General features: G+C 46.5%; 16 protein-coding genes. 9 read left to right on the top strand and 7 right to left on the bottom strand.

Features of this window, described 5'->3' with window-relative positions; genetic code table 11:
* The first annotated feature begins 227 nt into the window (after positions 1-227).
* The 7 genes from DYD21_RS08495 to DYD21_RS08535 all read left to right on the top strand — a co-directional run bounded on the left by DYD21_RS08495 (position 228) and on the right by DYD21_RS08535 (position 5,742).
* Entirely contained in the window at positions 228-485 is a 258-nt protein-coding gene (locus DYD21_RS08495) for an AbrB/MazE/SpoVT family DNA-binding domain-containing protein (RefSeq protein ID WP_116035253.1), read from the top strand.
* Positions 479-814, top strand: coding sequence for a type II toxin-antitoxin system PemK/MazF family toxin (locus DYD21_RS08500; RefSeq protein WP_116035255.1), 336 nt, complete (start codon positions 479-481; stop codon positions 812-814). The genes DYD21_RS08495 and DYD21_RS08500 overlap by 7 nt, the downstream gene beginning before the upstream one ends.
* A gap of 359 nt (positions 815-1,173) precedes the next feature.
* Positions 1,174-2,127 carry a YafY family protein gene (locus tag DYD21_RS08510; protein ID WP_116035259.1) on the top strand — a complete coding sequence of 318 codons (954 nt, stop codon included), beginning with the start codon at positions 1,174-1,176 and terminating at the stop codon, positions 2,125-2,127.
* Between the two features lie 339 nt (positions 2,128-2,466).
* Complete coding sequence (locus DYD21_RS08520) at positions 2,467-2,964, top strand: DinB family protein (protein WP_116035265.1); 498 nt, start codon at positions 2,467-2,469, stop codon at positions 2,962-2,964.
* 122 nt (positions 2,965-3,086) lie between these two features.
* Positions 3,087-3,839 carry a DUF5995 family protein gene (locus DYD21_RS08525; protein WP_116035543.1) on the top strand — a complete coding sequence of 251 codons (753 nt, stop codon included), beginning with the start codon at positions 3,087-3,089 and terminating at the stop codon, positions 3,837-3,839.
* 348 nt (positions 3,840-4,187) lie between these two features.
* On the top strand, positions 4,188-5,264 hold the full coding sequence (locus DYD21_RS08530) for a 6-phosphofructokinase (protein WP_116035267.1): 1,077 nt from the start codon (positions 4,188-4,190) through the stop codon (positions 5,262-5,264).
* 55 nt (positions 5,265-5,319) lie between these two features.
* Positions 5,320-5,742 carry a secondary thiamine-phosphate synthase enzyme YjbQ gene (locus DYD21_RS08535; RefSeq protein WP_116035269.1) on the top strand — a complete coding sequence of 141 codons (423 nt, stop codon included), beginning with the start codon at positions 5,320-5,322 and terminating at the stop codon, positions 5,740-5,742.
* Positions 5,743-5,807: 65 nt separating this feature from the next.
* On the opposite strand, the gene serA is transcribed toward DYD21_RS08535, so the two are convergent.
* Both serA and serS read right to left on the bottom strand, forming a co-directional pair.
* The gene (gene serA / locus DYD21_RS08540; RefSeq protein ID WP_116035271.1) at positions 5,808-7,049 is read right to left on the bottom strand and encodes a phosphoglycerate dehydrogenase; all 1,242 of its coding nucleotides are present in this window, start codon (positions 7,047-7,049) and stop codon (positions 5,808-5,810) included.
* A 225-nt stretch (positions 7,050-7,274) separates the two neighbouring features.
* Positions 7,275-8,543, bottom strand: coding sequence for a serine--tRNA ligase (gene serS / locus DYD21_RS08545; protein ID WP_116035274.1), 1,269 nt, complete (start codon positions 8,541-8,543; stop codon positions 7,275-7,277).
* Positions 8,544-8,749: 206 nt separating this feature from the next.
* Between serS and DYD21_RS08550 the strand changes: the two genes are divergently transcribed.
* Together DYD21_RS08550 and DYD21_RS08555 are read left to right on the top strand one after the other, a co-directional pair.
* On the top strand, positions 8,750-9,226 hold the full coding sequence (locus tag DYD21_RS08550; protein WP_116035277.1) for an Lrp/AsnC family transcriptional regulator: 477 nt from the start codon (positions 8,750-8,752) through the stop codon (positions 9,224-9,226).
* A gap of 15 nt (positions 9,227-9,241) precedes the next feature.
* A complete protein-coding gene (locus DYD21_RS08555; RefSeq protein WP_116035280.1) occupies positions 9,242-10,723 on the top strand; it encodes a hypothetical protein in 1,482 nt (493 codons plus the stop codon).
* A gap of 33 nt (positions 10,724-10,756) precedes the next feature.
* Here DYD21_RS08555 and rpoN read toward each other — a convergent pair whose 3' ends face one another.
* The 5 genes from rpoN to accD all read right to left on the bottom strand — a co-directional run bounded on the left by rpoN (position 10,757) and on the right by accD (position 15,927).
* Positions 10,757-12,262, bottom strand: coding sequence for an RNA polymerase factor sigma-54 (gene rpoN / locus DYD21_RS08560; protein WP_116035282.1), 1,506 nt, complete (start codon positions 12,260-12,262; stop codon positions 10,757-10,759).
* Positions 12,259-12,846: a DUF3109 family protein gene (locus DYD21_RS08565; protein ID WP_116035285.1), complete on the bottom strand. Its 588-nt coding sequence runs from the start codon at positions 12,844-12,846 to the stop codon at positions 12,259-12,261. Before DYD21_RS08565 ends, rpoN begins: the two co-directional genes overlap by 4 nt.
* A gap of 42 nt (positions 12,847-12,888) precedes the next feature.
* Entirely contained in the window at positions 12,889-14,019 is a 1,131-nt protein-coding gene (gene dprA / locus DYD21_RS08570) for a DNA-processing protein DprA (protein ID WP_233505503.1), read from the bottom strand.
* Positions 13,997-14,998 carry a GTPase ObgE gene (obgE, locus tag DYD21_RS08575; RefSeq protein WP_116035287.1) on the bottom strand — a complete coding sequence of 334 codons (1,002 nt, stop codon included), beginning with the start codon at positions 14,996-14,998 and terminating at the stop codon, positions 13,997-13,999. Before obgE ends, dprA begins: the two co-directional genes overlap by 23 nt.
* Before the next feature lie 77 nt (positions 14,999-15,075).
* Complete coding sequence (gene accD, locus DYD21_RS08580) at positions 15,076-15,927, bottom strand: acetyl-CoA carboxylase, carboxyltransferase subunit beta (RefSeq protein WP_116035290.1); 852 nt, start codon at positions 15,925-15,927, stop codon at positions 15,076-15,078.
* Between the last annotated feature and the right edge of the window lie 126 nt (positions 15,928-16,053).

Below are 16,053 nucleotides of genomic sequence, written 5' to 3' on the forward strand. Positions count from 1 at the left end.
TTGGGCTTTTATTTAATCATTTAGTTTAATGTTGAACTAATTTACGACTTTCTTTGCCGATAAACAAACTATCAACTTTCTATTACTTTTGGTTCTACAGGAATTTGGATTGAATACCTGCCGCCTGCCCCGATATGTTAAGTGGTTTCATATAACTTCTCTTCTTTCGTTGAAATGTAAGTACATTGTAATTATATTGAAAAATCAATCTAATAACGATCAAAGCCATGAAAACAAAAATAATACGTATTGGGAATTCTCAGGGGGTTCGAATTCCAAAACCACTGATTGAAGAAAGCGGATTAACCGAAGAAATTGAGATGATTCTCAGAGACGACGAAATTATTATTCGCTCTGCTGAAACAACAAGAAAGGATTGGGAAGCATCTTTCAAAAAAATGGAAGAACAAGGTGATGATTCTTTATTTGATAAGGAAGAGGTTGAACAGCCATCCGATTGGGATAAAACTGAGTGGACATGGTAGATAAACATCAGGTACGAAGGTTTGAGGTTCATCTGATTTCGCTTGATCCGGCAAAGGGATCTGAAATCAGAAAAACCCGTCCCTGCATAATCATTTCACCCGATGAAATGAATAAGCATATCAGAACCGTAATCATCGCACCGATGACTTCTGCAATCAAAAATTACCCTACACGGGTCACTACTACATTTCAGGGCAAAAAGGGGCAGATAGTTTTAGATCAAATTCGTACAGTAGATAAAAGCCGTTTGATCAAAAATCTTGGCACTATTAGTTCAACAGCTGAAGAGAAAGTATTGAAAACCTTGCAGGAGATGTTTGCCCCGTAGATTCGCCAACTTCACCAGGGGTTCGGGCATTGGTATTCTCGCTCCGTTGAACAATGTTGGATAGAAATTAAGAATCTTAAAATATATGATTTTTTTACCAGGAGTCCGCTGGCTGGCGGATCGAAGTACCACGGAGTGTATAAATATCAAATTACTAATCTTCGTGAAACCTTTGCGTTTTCGTGACTTTCCCCGGAGGGATCTCCTTGAGAGTGGACGAAACGCCGGATGGTTTATCATCCTCAAAATTTATCATTTACTTAGAAATTTTTTCACCAAGATTGTAATGCTATGATTTTCGTTTACCCACAAGAATTACTGTAGAACCTTATTATATTTTATTCTTACACTGATTTCCCATGAACCGAATCGACCGTCTTACCGGAATAATCATCTACCTCCAGGGACGCAAAGGAGTTGCTGTGGAGGAGCTTGCTGAGAGATACGGAATCAGCAGCCGCACGGTATATCGCGACCTGAAAGCGCTGGGTGAAGCCGGAGTTCCGCTAACAAACGATCCCAAAAAAGGGTGGCAAATCATTCACGGTTTTCACCTTCCCCCTGTGATGTTCAGCCGGGATGAAGCCTCCGCCCTGATCGCCGGTGAGCGCTTAATGCAAAAATGGTCGGAGACACGTCTGGGAAAATCGTACGTTTCAGCTCTCGACAAAATCCGTTCAACTCTCCCATCTGAATCAAAAGAGTATGTTGAAGTGCTGGATCATCATACACGGATTATTCCCCACTCTAACGGCCGGCAGCATCCGCCAGACAATGATATTTTCTCATTTCTGCAGAAAGCAATTTACGCCAAAGAGTTAATAGAAATCACCTATCACTCTCCCTATTCTGACAAGAAAACCACACGCGAAGTGGAGCCGCTCGGAATCCTTCTCATGACAAACCACTGGTATCTTGCCGGTTGGTGCAGGCTGAGAAAAGATTACCGGATGTTTCGCACCGACCGTTTTGAAAAGTGGAAAGGCACATCTAAAAAGCTTATCGACCCGCCTTCGCACACCCTGCAGGAGTATTACGACCGTGAACTTAAAAATGAGGATAACTTTATTGAGATTGTAATCCATTTCGATTCTGCAGTCACCCGCTACATTGGTGATCAAAAGTACTGGCACGGCTGGATTTCAGAGAAAAAAACGGATACCGGTATTGAAATGACCTTTCTCACTTCCGGGTGTGATTATTTTTGCCGATGGCTGCTGATCTGGGGTGATGGAGCTACCATTATCCGGCCGGCATCGATCAGGAACAGGGTGAAGGGTTTGGTTGAAGAGCTTGTCATGCACTATAAATAAACTACCTCGGGGCAGAGCCCGCTAGGTATCAAATTGGGTCCCATACCTTTTTGGTCGATATGGAGTTTATTCTGGAGTGCCCCCTTTTGCCGCGGGCATCCCTTCGGGGGAAGGGGGACTTCGTCTTTTCCGACCCAGAGGGTCGGGGAGTTAAACCACTTATGATTAAACGCCCGTTTATTCTGTAGTTTCAAAATTAAGCCATTTATCTCAGGCGCTCTTCCAGAAACCCAGACGGAATAGCATACCAAAAAAAATTCAATACGTATTGACACAGGGTTGTCAAAATCGGCTGCTACATTCCCGTAAGTGATTCAACCATAACCAAATAAAACCAAAATGACCATCCTTGAAATGTTTACCAAAGAACTGAAAAGTGAAGCTGAAATTACCCGAAAATTTCTCCAGTCAGTTCCCGAAGATAAAATGGAGTGGCAGCCTCATTCCAAAAGTATGACCCTGAAACGCCTGATCAATCACGTTGCCGAACTGCCAGAGTGGATTGAGGGAGTTATTCAAACCAGAGAGTTAGACTTCGAAAAAGAGCCCTACACGCCAAATGACCGATCAAGCAGAGATGAACTGATTGCGTTTTTTGAAGATTGCCTGAAACGCGGGTTAGCTGCCCTTGGTGCTTCCGATGAAAGTATGTTGTCGGAAATGTGGACGCTTCGTGCCGGTGAGGTCATTTTTTCAGAGACGGAAAAGTGGGAGATGATCCGCCACACACTGAACCAGATCACTCACCACCGCGCCCAGCTTGGCGTCTATTACCGGCTCCTGGACATTCCCGTTCCCAGCAGCTACGGCGGCAGTGCCGATGATGATTCGTTTTAAAAATCCTATACTCGGTTCTTCATTCGTGCGATAATCAATATATTCCTCTGAAAATTCTGCCCACCTGTGTGTGGGCAGAATTTCAAAATCCGGAATCATTCCACACAACCAGAGGAAATCGTATGGACTCAATTGAGCAGGTAATTTTACGAATGGACGACATTGTGGATCAGTGCAAACGTGATCACCTCCGGGCTGGGTATTTCGCCGTGCTCTATCGGTTTGTGACGATTCGAATTAAGCAGTGCATTGAAAATGGCGATTTTGACGATTCTGCAAGAATGGAGCGGCTGGACGCTATTTTTGCTCAGCGTTTTTTTGATGCGTTTGACGGGCATTACAACAACAGAGGCGAACCGGTAACTGAGAGCTGGAAACACGCCTTCAACTCGGCTGAATCAGGAGATTATGTGATTATGCAGCACCTGTTTCTGGGCATAAACGCTCACATCAACCTGGACCTTGGCATTGCGGCTGCAGAAACCATGCAGGGGCAAAACATGGATGAGATCTGGAATGACTACGATAAAGTAAACGGCATTTTATCTTCCCTGGTTGAACAGGTGAAATCAAATATCGGACGGGTCTCCTTACTCTTTGGACCGATGATCCGCCTGGCAAACGGCCGGGATGAAATGCTCATCGATTTCAGTATCCTAACCGCTCGCGACGGAGCCTGGCTTTTTGCCTGCCGATACGCGAAAGCTTCCGATAAAAACCTGGAAATTCAAAACCGGGATCGGGTGATTGCTGCTCTGGCCCGAAAACTCACAAATACCGGCAAAACACTCACTTTTCTCATTGGAATCATCCGCTGGGGTGAATTCAGAACCCTTCCATCCGAACTCGACAGACTGGCGGGTATTCTTGATTGATTAATGTAACCCGGTTCGCCGAACCGGGAAGCCCGGTAACTATTAGAAATTTGGTAGTTACAAATCGTACACATTCTTCCTTCTCACACGTCATCGCGGAACACGATCCGCGATCTCCCATTCTCGCATAAAACAACAGTTTGCCAATAGCGGATCTTTCAAGTTTGTACAAGTATGAGAGATTATTTCAAGTTCAAGATTTAACAATCAAACTCAGATCTCAACAAAAACTAAAAAATATTCATCCAGACCACACCACTCGATTCGGGATGTATTAAACCCAATAGATTCATTACATTAATCTTCTTCTGCAGCATGGGGTAATTAAAAACAAAAAATTCTTTACGTATGAAGATTGCAATCAATACAGGCGGCGGGGATGCTCCCGGACTTAATGCAGCCATTCGCGCTGCTACACTCGCGGCATTGTCTCACGGATGGGAAGTTGTGGGCATCAAAAATGGGTATGGGTCACTTTACACCGAAGAGCCGTTTATTCCGCTGAACCAGGATACTGTTCGCGGTATTACATTCCAGGGCGGCACAATTCTCGGCACAGCAAATCGCGGAAACCCGTTTGAGATGCCGTATCAGAAAGATGACGGGAGCTGGGCGCTTGAGGATCGATCCGATGAAGCGATAGATGTCTTCAAAAAGCATGGAATCGATGCACTGATTGCGATTGGCGGCGACGGATCAATGATCATTGCCGATAAACTGACCAAAAAAGGTATCCCGATCATCGGCATCCCAAAAACGATCGATAATGATATCTGGGCAACGGATATCACACTCGGGTTTGATACTGCTGTATCTACAGCCACGGAAGCGATTGATAAACTCACCACGACGGCAGCATCACATCAGCGCATCATGGTGGTTGAGGTGATGGGGCGTTATGCCGGCTGGATTGCACTGCACTCCGGGCTCTCTGCATCGGCCGATATCATCCTGATACCCGAAGTGGAGTACACGTTTGATTCCATTTTGAAAAAGATTGAAGAGCGTGAGAAACGCGGACGCCACCACACCATCGTGGTTGTGGCAGAAGGTGCAGTGGAAAAAGGCGAAACGCATTTTGTGAAAGGAAAAGTGATCGGCCAGTCGGAACAGCTTGGCGGCGCCGATCAGTATATTGCGGATAAACTCTCAGAATTGACGGGCAAGGAGTCGCGCTCGATTGTCCTGGGCCATCTTCAGCGCGGCGGAACTCCCAGCTCCTACGACCGGCTCATCTCACTCCGCTTTGGAGCAGCCGCAGTCCGTGCCATCGACGAAGGCGATACCAACAAATTGATCGTAATGCAGCAGAATCAAATCAAGCGGATTCCCATTGCCGAGGTTGCTAACAAAATGAAACTGGTTCCTCTCGACGGCGATACCATCAGGACCGCCCGCGAAATCGGAACCTGTTTGGGTGATTAGTTCAGGCTACTTATTCATCACACCAAATCAAACCGCTCCGAACGACAACATATTTATGGAAACGATTCAAAAAACCATCACACTTTCACCAAAACCGAGGGGATTTCACCTGGTTACGGATGAGATCCTTGGCAAATTTCCGGAATTGAAACAGATCAAGGCCGGCGTAGCGCACGTTTTCATTCAGCATACCAGTGCCGGCTTGTCGATCAATGAAAATGCGGATCCATCCGTGCGTCGCGATTTTGAGTCGCACTTCAACCGCATGGTCCCCGAAGACACCTCTCTCTTTGAGCACACGCTTGAGGGGCCGGATGACATGACTTCACACATCAAAAGTTCAATTCTCGGACATTCTGTCTCCATCCCGGTCACCAACGGACGTTTTAACCTGGGAACCTGGCAGGGAATTTACCTGTGCGAGCATCGAAATCGCGGCGGATCACGCAGGTTAGTGGTTACGGTTACGGGAAGCTGACCCGGCCTGAAGCAAATCAGCCCGGTTTATCCTTTCATGAAACTGCCCCTGTCGCAGGGCATCGTTCAATATAGAATTCGCGCTTTGATGGTATGCTTTACTTCATTCAGAACATTCAGCAGTCCGTCGTCGTGATGTTTGTCAACATCCAGAACCACGTAACCGATTTTCTCATTTGTTTTGAGATACTGCCCGAGAATATTGATATCCATATCAGACAGGCAGCGGTTGATCTCCGACAGAACACCCGGCTTGTTTTCGTGAATATGAAGTATTCTGTGCGCATTTTTTTGCACTGGCAGGTTGAGTGACGGGAGTGAGTGCGATCCCACCGTGGTACCGTTGTCAATAAGGTTGATCAGTTTTGTGGAGACATCTACCCCAATATTGTACTGGGCTTCAATAGTAGAGCCGCCGATATGCGGCGTAAGAATAACATTCGGCAAATTCTGCAATTCAGATTGAAACGGCTCTCCCTTCGACTCAGGCTCCTGCGGATAGACATCAATCCCCGCGCCGGAAATATGGCCCGATTTAATGGCTTCACTGAGAGCTTTTATATCCACAACGGAACCGCGGGAAAGATTCAGCAAAATACTTCCCTTTTTCATTTGAGAAAGTTTGTCGGCGTCCATCATCATCTCGGTACCTGAAGTTGCCGGCACGTGCAGAGTAACAATATCCGATCGCTTTAAAAGGTCGTTCATCGACTCTACCCGTGTAGCGTTGCCCATCGGTAGTTTTGGTTCAATATCGTAGTAGAGCACATTCAGACCCATATTTTCCGCAAGTACTGATACCTGGGAACCGATATGTCCGTACCCGATGATGCCAATATTTTTGCCGCGGATTTCGTAACTCTCTTTAGCATCTTTCAACCAGACTCCTTCGTGCGCTTTTTTATCGCGCAATGGAATGCGCCTCATCAGCATAATTGATTCCGAAATCACCAGTTCAGCAACAGACCGGGTATTGGAGTAGGGTGAATTAAAAACCGTAACGCCCGCCAGGGTTGCCGCATCCAGATCCACCTGGTTGGTGCCGATACAAAAACAACCGATTGCCTTCAATTTCTTTGCGTGTTTGAGAACCTTCTCTGTAATTTGCGTTTTCGAGCGAACGCCAATGATTTGCACATCCTCAATATTGTTCAGAAGCTCCTCTTCGCTCCAGGCAACATCATGAGTTTCAACATTTGTAAAGTGATGTTTTTTAAAATTTTCAGCCGCTTTGGGATGAATTCCCTCCAGCAGCAGGATTTTAATATTTTCTTTGGGATAAGAAAGATTCTCTTTGGCTTCTTTCATTCAATTGGTTGGTATAGATTTGTGGTTTTTACTGATATAATGAATTGCAGACATCGGATGAGTTCTCATACCTGCAAAAGGTAAAAAAAGTATTTCGTTTAGTTAAGTTTGATTCCAAATATTTAATTCAACATTTCGACGTACATCACCCGAAATATCAACAGCTTAAATCTTATAAGATTGAAAACGGTCTGATATAGGAGAAGGATAGATTTACATTTAAAATCAAATAACCTCACTTCCGATAAACGGCTGAAGAACATCCGGTACCTTCACATCACCGTTTTCGGTTTGATAGGTCTCCAGGATAGCCGCTACAATTCGTGGCAGTGCCAGTGCTGATCCATTCAGCGTGTGAACCATCTCAATCTTCCCTTTTTCATCGCGATACCTGAGCTGCATCCGTCGTGCCTGGAAAGATCCGAAATTGGAACAGGAGCTTACCTCAAGCCAGCGCTGCTGTCCCGGGCTCCACACTTCAAGGTCATATTTTTTAGTCTGGGTAAAGCCCATATCACCGGTACACATCAACAGGGTCCGGTAAGGGAGTTCCAGTTTTTCGAGCAGCTGTTCTGCGTGAACACGCAGGCTTTCCAGTTCGGTCTCCGATTCATCAGGATGCACGATTTTTACCAGCTCCACCTTATCGAACTGGTGGAGGCGGTTCAGCCCGCGCACATCTTTTCCGTAACTTCCCGCCTCACGGCGCCAGCACGGCGTGTGCGCAACATATTTCAGCGGCAGAAGATCCTTACCCACGATTTCGTCGCGGTGGTAGTTAGTAATAGGAACTTCACCCGTTGGAATCACAAAAAACTGATCGCGCTGAATTTCATACATCATATCTTCCTTATCGGGAATTTGTCCAGTCCCGCGCGCCGAATCTTCATTCACAAAAAAGGGTGCCTGCATCTCTGTGTATCCGGCGCTCGCCGCTTCTGAGATGAAAAAGTTGATCAGCGCCCGCTGGAGTGCAGCCATTTTGCCGATGTAAAACGGAAAACCGGCTCCCGTTACTTTCGACCCGCGGTCAAAATCGAGCCACTTTTTTTGCTCAGCAATATCCCAATGCGGTTTTTTGCCGGTATCACCTGCAGGCTTGCCCCAGGTTTTGAAGGTCTGGTTGTCGTCTTCGGTGCTGCCGACCGGAACAGACGGATCGGGCACATTTGGGATTTTATAAAGGAGTTCATCAAGCTCGTCACGCAAACGTGTGATCGATTTTTCCAACTCTTTAATTTTCTCCTTGCTCTCCCCGGTCTCTTTGATAATTTTCTGAGCTTCCTCTTTTTTTCCCTGCCCCATCAGCTTGCCGATCTCCTTCGACCGGGCGTTGCTCTCCGCTCTCAGACGATCGGCATCGGTCACCGCCTTGCGCCACTCATCATCTTTTGCAATCGCTTTATCAACAACTTCTACGTTTTTTTCACCTTTATGGACCATCCCCTGTTTTACGAGTTCTACATTTTCGCGGATGAACGTAATATCAAGCATAATCTGTATTCTACAAGTTTTTCTTAATTTTCAGAGACGTTCAAAGATAGGATTGATCTGCTCCCCGATGAAATTTTTTTGCTCCCTCCGCACTTTAAAAGCCGCTTTGAAATAACAATTCTTATCAAGCAAAGTATTCGAATTTTTCCTAATTTATTTAAGATAAATACTTTACTAATTAGAAATATTAGGTAGAAAATATAATTATGGCACATCAACTGGATGAAACAGACGTTAAAATTTTAAATCATCTTCAAAAGGATGGCAGAGCACAGCGAAATACGATCGCAGATATCGTGCATCTTTCCGTCCCTTCCGTATCTGAACGCATGCGAAAACTCGAACAACGCGGCCTCATTTCGGAGTATAACGCCATTCTGGACGCTAAAAAGTTCAATTTTGACATCACGGCATTTATCTTTGTAGAGGTTGACGGCTCTGAAAAATACATCAACTTTGTTGAGCTGGTCTCTGATCATCCTGAGGTCCTGGAGTGCCACTCCATTACGGGCGACGGCTCTCACATTCTGAAAGTTCGAACCAAAAACACCGCATCTTTCGAAAAATTTCTCTCGCTCATTCAATCATGGGATGGCGTAACCCGAACCCGTTCAAACATCGTCCTCAGCAGTTTTAAAGAGACCCGGATGCTCCCCATTGAGCAAACCGCAAATATCAAATAACAGAGAACACGCTTCGTGCAGCTGATTTTATCGTTTCTCTTTGCAATGATTGCATTTACCAGTTCAGAATCTGATCTGCCGCAGTCCGATCATCGTATAGTGCTTTCAATTCCTTCGGAAGGGTTCACTTTTTCAGAACAAAACTTTCGTATTGCCAGAGAACTGGATATCGCAATTTTCGAGATTTCGAATCCTGAACAAATCCGGCAATTCCCGAATGAATCGTTCTACTTTTTTGCGGATGCCGGTCCAAAATACCAGGTACCCGGCGTGTTATCGCAGCAAATTGGAGCGCAGGCAGAGGAGGTCATCCGTATCTACAGAGATTTCGATCGTGAAGCTCCCGGAAGGATCACTGCATTAAATATCCTTAGTCATCCGTTCGAATCTTATTCGAACTTTTCACGGTCTGCTTCTCTTCTTACCGATTCAATCCGCACAGAAATCGATGTCCCTCTCTATATCCGCTCTGCAGGTATTCAAACCGGTGATTCACCAGACGGATTACGGTTTACATCTCTGCGGGTGGTTCCGGGCATGGATAATACTCCAATTGCTTCAGTGATCCACTTTTTACCTTCCGGTGATGCTCATTCAACATACAGGCACCTCAATCGTGTGATGAACAATTTGCACGAACTGAATGAATCGATCCTTATTCTGCCTGCACCCTGGTTTTTCTCGGAAATTGAATCGCGAGGTGAGCTTAGATTTCTTTATCGTGATTATGTAAATGGAGAACAGGTCACACTTCCGCTCCCGGGGGAGCCTCAGTCTCGTCCGTATATTAACTGGAGCGTAATTCTGCTCTTCCTGATCTGGGGAAGCTTTGCTCTACACTACCGGTTTCAGCCGATCTATGGACAATCGGTACTTCGCTATTTTTCGAACCACAGCTTTTTTGTAGCTGATGTGATGGAGCACCGGCTCAGAAATGTACTTCCCGGCCTGTTTCTGCTGATTCAGCACGCACTTCTGACCGGACTGTTTGTGTTTGCATGTGTTGAAGTGGTGGTTTCTCAGCTCGGTCTCGATATACTCAGTTACCATTTTTCCGGTGTGATGTGGTTTGGCGATCCGCTCTTCTCTCTTTTTATGGTTGGTATTATTGGAGCGGTGGTTCTGCAAATGATATCTGTCCTCTGGATCTATGTTGCCAACCGGCAGCTCACAGCTTTCAGTCAGATTTTAAATCTCTACAGCTGGCCGCTGCATCTGAATCTTTTTGTGGTAACATTTTTAATCGTTTTTAACCAGGTTCGGGTTGCCCCCGGACTCATACTCATTTTGGGTGCACTGTTTATCCTGATCTGGTTCTTCAGCTTTAATATTGCGGCGATCGACAGCTCTAAATTCCTTGATACAGGTCTCCAAAAGTCTGTTTTTCTGTTGCTAACGGTGGGTGTCCACATTTTACTTATACTCGGAATTCTAATCTACGCACTCAACTCACCATCGCTGATAGAACCGATCCTTTTTGCTTTAGAGGCGCCGTAGATAAAAATAGTCAGCGGGAATTCTGGCTTCGCATCACATAATCTGTTTTCGCAGCCGGGCAACGGGAATATTCAGCTGTTCGCGATATTTACTCACCGTTCTGCGCGCCACTTTATATCCTTTCTCTTTTAACATATCGGTCAGGGCCTGGTCGCTCAGCGGTTTATTCTTATCCTCATCTTCGATGATCTGCTCCAGGTAGTTTTTCACTTCACGATTGGAAACATCTTCCCCATCTTCGGTCTCAAGTCCTTCACTGAAAAAGTATTTCAATTCGTACACTCCAAAATTGGTCTGCACATATTTCCCATTAACAACCCGGGAAACCGTTGAAATATCCATCTTAATTCTCTCGGCTATATCTTTCAGGATCATCGGTTTCAAGCCTTCGCCATACTTGAAAAAATCCTCCTGCAGAGATACAATTGTCCTCATCGTATTCATCAGCGTATTCTGCCGCTGAATGATAGAATCGATAAACCACTGTGCCGACTCCACTTTATCTTTGATAAACCGTTTGGCGTGTTTGTCGTTTGATTCGCTTTTCGAATTCTTCTTCAGGTTGTCCCACATCTGTCTATACTCCGGTGAGATTCGCAGCGGAGGAACATTTCTTCGGTTTAGCCGGATCACAAATTCACCATCCTCCCCCTCCTTCTCCGACGGCTCATAATAGACCTCGAAATCGGGCTCGATATAATGCTGGGTATCCTCATCGGGATGTACGACTGCGCCGGGTTTGGGATCGAGCGAACGGATCAGTTCAAACGCTTCTTTTAATTGATCATCATCAATTTTGAGGCGTTTTTTCAGTTTTGAAAAATGTTTCTTTTCGAACGCCTCCCAGTGAGAATCCACAATCGCCAGCGCGTGATCCCGTGTTTCACTTTCCTGGGGTATGTTACTGATCTGACAGCTCAGGCAATCTCGTAAATCCCGTGAGGCAATTCCAATCGGATCAAGCTGCTGGATCTGTTTTCGCACCTTTTCAATATCATCGGCATTTACCAGCACGCCCTGGTTAAAGGCGATATTATCCACCACGGCCTCCGTGTCCCGGCGAAAATAGCCATCTTCATCAAGCGAACCGAGAATCTGGTCGGCAATCAGCTGCTCATCCTCACTCAGATCGAGCAGTGAAACCTGTTTTTCAAGCTCTTCAAGAAGCGTATCGTGATAGGGATCGGGCAGATCCTTCCACTCTTCATTCCCCCCGCCCATACCGCTGTAGTTATTTCCCTCATACTCGGTGTTGTGCATAAAGGAATCCCAGTCTACTTCATCATGCTGATCCACCGGTTCCAGCTCATCAGTTTTCTCCTCCTTTTCATCCCAATCCGTCTCATTTTCCTGTACCGTCTCCTCAAGCTGCTCTGGATCAGCTTCCTCCAGAACAGGATTCATTTCTATCTCCTCTTTAATCCGGTGCTCCATACCAATGGTTGGAAGCTGCAGAAGTTTGATGAACTGAATCTGCTGCGGCGAAAGTTTCTGCTGCAGGCTCTGCGTCTGTTTGAGATTTTGACCGGTTTTAATCATGCCGTTACTCCGCTGCTTCTCACTTCATTACAAGCCGTGATAAAATCATCGTACCAGTCGGTTCCATACCGTCGTTTCAACGCTTTTTCAAGGAATTCAGAAAGATACGTTCCGCTTTGCCGGCCATTATTGCAGCCGGCTGAACAGAGATCAGGAATATACTCAAAATTTGCAAAATCCATTCCTGAGATCTTTTTTAACCGAATTGGGTAGAGGTGACAGCTAAGCGGTTTTTCCCAGTTGATTTCACCGCGATAATAGGCATTTTGAATGGCGCACGTTGCCACGCCATCTTCATCTTTCTCCACAAAAATACAGTCTCCTTCCTCCACACACGTAATTGCATACTGCCCTTCATTTTCCTTCTGCACTACACCGTGTTCGTCCGCAGCCGCCAACGCTTCCGGGGTGAGCCGGTCTTTCAGTAAACCAAACGCCTTTCGTAAAATTGGAATTTCACCCTTTTCTACCGGGGCGCCGGCATCCCCAACTACACAACACGCACCTTTACACCGGGTTATATCGCAGGCAAACCGGCTTGTGGCGATGTCTTCTGATAATATGACGTCTTGGACTCTAAACATATCTGAACTAAAGAATTAATACGGAAACGGCAAAATAGAATACTATCTCAATTCAAAATATTTACCTGCTTTCTGGCAGATCAGTCCCATCATTTCCAGTTCAAGCAGTATATTGGCGAGTTTAAACGGCTCGGTTTCAAGCGATTCGGCAATCTGGTCTACATGCAGTGAATCGTGGCCGATGGTTTCGCATATCTGCTGTTGTTCACCGGAAAGATCCGCGCTTTCCCATTTTTTGGATGACTGATGTGTGCCGTTTGGCCCGGTATCAGGTCCGTTTAGCGCGATCGAAAGCTCATCGGTGATATCATCCATCGACTGAACCAGCTTCCCCTGCCCGGTTTTGATCAGGTAATTGCACCCTTCCCCTTTCATGTAGTTCAGCGGGTGTGGAAGTACAAAAACTTCACGGTTTTGATCCAGCGCAAGCCGGGCCGTGATCATACTTCCGCCTTTAATTCCGCTCTCCACAACAAGCACGCCGTGACTCATTCCGCTCACAATACGATTTCTTTCGGGAAAATGCCCGGCATCCGGTTTTGATCCCGGCGGATACTCGGTCATCACCACCCCGCCGTTTTTCACGATCCGGTCCGCCAGCGAGCGGTTCCGGTTGGGATAAATCCAGTCGATTCCCGATCCCATCACCGCAATCGTACCGCCACCGTTCTCCACTGCCGCCATATGTGCTTTCGAATCAATTCCGTAGGCAAGACCGCTGTTGACGTTCAGTCCGGCTTGTGCAATTTTTGCGGACCACTTCTCCGCCTGGTCCAGCCCGTAACGTCCGGGATTTCGCGTGCCCACCACTGCAATGCCCGGACGATTCAGCGCTTCCGCATCTCCTTTAACCCATAAAATCACAGGCGGATCGTAAATCTGTTTCAGCAGTTCGGGATAGTGGGGATCGGCCTGGCTGATCAGGAAAGCCCCAAGTTTTTGAGCTTTCTCAATCTGACGATCAACAGCATCCCAATCACTGAATGAGGAGAGATTTTTTGCCCGTTCCTGCCCGATACCCTCTGTTTTCTGAATCTCTTTCGGCGAGAGCCTGAACAGATCTTCTGCATGCTTAACGCCGGAGGTTTTCAAAAGCAGCCGTACATTTTTCAGGCCAAACCCGGGCACCTGCATCAGTGCTACAAGGGCTCTATGATGGTTCGTGATCTCCAATAGTTTGTAATTTTTCCCAGATCTTCTCTTTTAGTTCGTCAATATTGTGGCCCGTAGCTGAGGAGATTTCAATGATTTCAACCTCGTCATCATCAAGCTGAACCGGTTCTTCAAGTTCAAACCCTTCAACCAGGTCAAGTTTTGTAATCGCCAGAATCCGCGGTTTATCCAGCAAATCACCCCGGTATTCGCGCAGTTCGTGCAGCAGGGCGTTGTATTGCTCGTTAATATCTTCATCACACCCTACCATAAAAAGCAGCAGGTTATTCCGTTCGATATGGCGCAGAAACTGGATACCGAGCCCTTTCCCTTCGTGAGCATCCTCAATAATTCCCGGAATATCGGCCATCACAAAACTGCGGTAATCCGAAAAGGTAACCACCCCCAAATTCGGTTCAAGTGTGGTAAAGGGATAATCCGCCACTTTTGGACGCGCTTCAGAAAGTGCCGAAAGCAGCGTGCTTTTTCCCGCATTGGGAAATCCGACCAGGCCCACATCGGCAATCAGTTTCAGCTCAAGTTCAATGGCTCGCTCTTCACCCGGTTTCCCCTCCTGAGCGTGCGTAGGGGACTGGTTGGTGGAGCTTTTAAAATGCCAGTTTCCGAGACCGCCCTGGCCGCCTTCGGCTACAACAAGTTTCTGTTCATCTTCGGTAATTTCGCCAAGTCTCTCTTTGGTATCTGCATCATACACTACCGTTCCGAGCGGCACTTCAAGAATTTCATTCTTACCATCTTTACCCGTTTTGCGGGATGTGTGGCCATCCTTCCCGTGATCCGCCTTCACATATTTTCGATAGCGAAGATCGAGCAGAGTATTTAGCTGTACATTCCCGATGAGAATAACGCTGCCGCCACGTCCGCCATCGCCGCCATCGGGCCCTCCTTTGGGAACATATTTTTCCCGGCGAAAGTGTGACATCCCGCTGCCGCCGTTTCCGGCCGTAACATAAATTTTTGCGTAATCGGCAAATCTCATCTTAACTCACGTTTAATTGGACAATTAATCTGTCCGGAATACCACCCGGTTTCAGGAAGAAGGTCGGCTGGTTGATTCTATTTTTTAGGCTTTTTCACCACCATCCGGAGAAGGCGGCCTACACGTGTTTTCATTTTCTGTCGCGGTACGATAAAATCAAGGAATCCGTGTTCAAGCAGGTATTCGGCCGTTTGAAATCCATCCGGAAGATCCTGCCCGATCGTCTGGCGAATCACACGCGGACCTGCAAAACCGATCAAAGCACCCGGTTCGGATATATTAAAATCACCCAGCATGGCGTAACTTGCCGTCACACCGCCGGTCGTGGGATTGGTCATAATTGAAATGTAGGGAACGCCCGCTTTATCAAGCCGTGCTAACTTGGCTGATGTCTTCGCCATCTGCATCAGGCTGAGCACGCTTTCCATCATCCGTGCCCCGCCCGATTGGGAGATAATCAGCAACGGATGCTTTTTTTCGAGTGCCGTATCGATCGCCAGTGCGAGCCGCTCACCTACAACTGAACCCATACTTCCCCCGATAAAAGAGAAATCCATACAGGCGATGACAACATCCAGCTTATCCATTTTACCCGTACCCACCCGGCAGGCGTCACTCAGGCCCGATTTCTTCTGGGTGGCTTTCAGGCGATCTTTATACTTTTTCCGGTCTTCAAAATTCAGCGGATCAGACGGAAGAATATCATCCCCGATCTCATTATAGGCACCGTCATCAAACAGAAATGAAAAATACTCTTTGCTGCCGATTCTGAAATGATATCCGCTCAGCGGATCCACCCAGAGATTATCCTCAAGCTCGCGCCGGTGAATCGTCTCCCCTGTTGTGGGAACCTTCACCCAAACGCCTTCAGGCATATCTTTCTTTTTGTCGGTCTGTATGTTGGAATCTTTTCGTTTAAACCAGGCCATTTTATTTCTTTTTGTTGATGATAATTCGATAAAATAACGAATCTGCGATCAAGCTAAAATCTTTCGCAAGATATTTTGAGAATTAGAAGTTTGAAGGGGATAAACCAGGTTTACGTTTGCGGGATG

This window comes from Rhodohalobacter sp. SW132, assembly GCF_003390325.1.
Lineage (GTDB): Bacteria > Bacteroidota > Rhodothermia > Balneolales > Balneolaceae > SW132.

Coding starts and splice junctions, on each gene's coding strand:
- DYD21_RS08495 (WP_116035253.1), top strand. CDS start 228: ATGAAAACAAAAATAATACGTATTGGGAATTCTCAGGGGGTTCGAATT.
- DYD21_RS08500 (WP_116035255.1), top strand. CDS start 479: ATGGTAGATAAACATCAGGTACGAAGGTTTGAGGTTCATCTGATTTCG.
- DYD21_RS08510 (WP_116035259.1), top strand. CDS start 1,174: ATGAACCGAATCGACCGTCTTACCGGAATAATCATCTACCTCCAGGGA.
- DYD21_RS08520 (WP_116035265.1), top strand. CDS start 2,467: ATGACCATCCTTGAAATGTTTACCAAAGAACTGAAAAGTGAAGCTGAA.
- DYD21_RS08525 (WP_116035543.1), top strand. CDS start 3,087: ATGGACTCAATTGAGCAGGTAATTTTACGAATGGACGACATTGTGGAT.
- DYD21_RS08530 (WP_116035267.1), top strand. CDS start 4,188: ATGAAGATTGCAATCAATACAGGCGGCGGGGATGCTCCCGGACTTAAT.
- DYD21_RS08535 (WP_116035269.1), top strand. CDS start 5,320: ATGGAAACGATTCAAAAAACCATCACACTTTCACCAAAACCGAGGGGA.
- serA (WP_116035271.1), bottom strand. CDS start 7,049: ATGAAAGAAGCCAAAGAGAATCTTTCTTATCCCAAAGAAAATATTAAA.
- serS (WP_116035274.1), bottom strand. CDS start 8,543: ATGCTTGATATTACGTTCATCCGCGAAAATGTAGAACTCGTAAAACAG.
- DYD21_RS08550 (WP_116035277.1), top strand. CDS start 8,750: ATGGCACATCAACTGGATGAAACAGACGTTAAAATTTTAAATCATCTT.
- rpoN (WP_116035282.1), bottom strand. CDS start 12,262: ATGATTAAAACCGGTCAAAATCTCAAACAGACGCAGAGCCTGCAGCAG.
- DYD21_RS08565 (WP_116035285.1), bottom strand. CDS start 12,846: ATGTTTAGAGTCCAAGACGTCATATTATCAGAAGACATCGCCACAAGC.
- obgE (WP_116035287.1), bottom strand. CDS start 14,998: ATGAGATTTGCCGATTACGCAAAAATTTATGTTACGGCCGGAAACGGC.
- accD (WP_116035290.1), bottom strand. CDS start 15,927: ATGGCCTGGTTTAAACGAAAAGATTCCAACATACAGACCGACAAAAAG.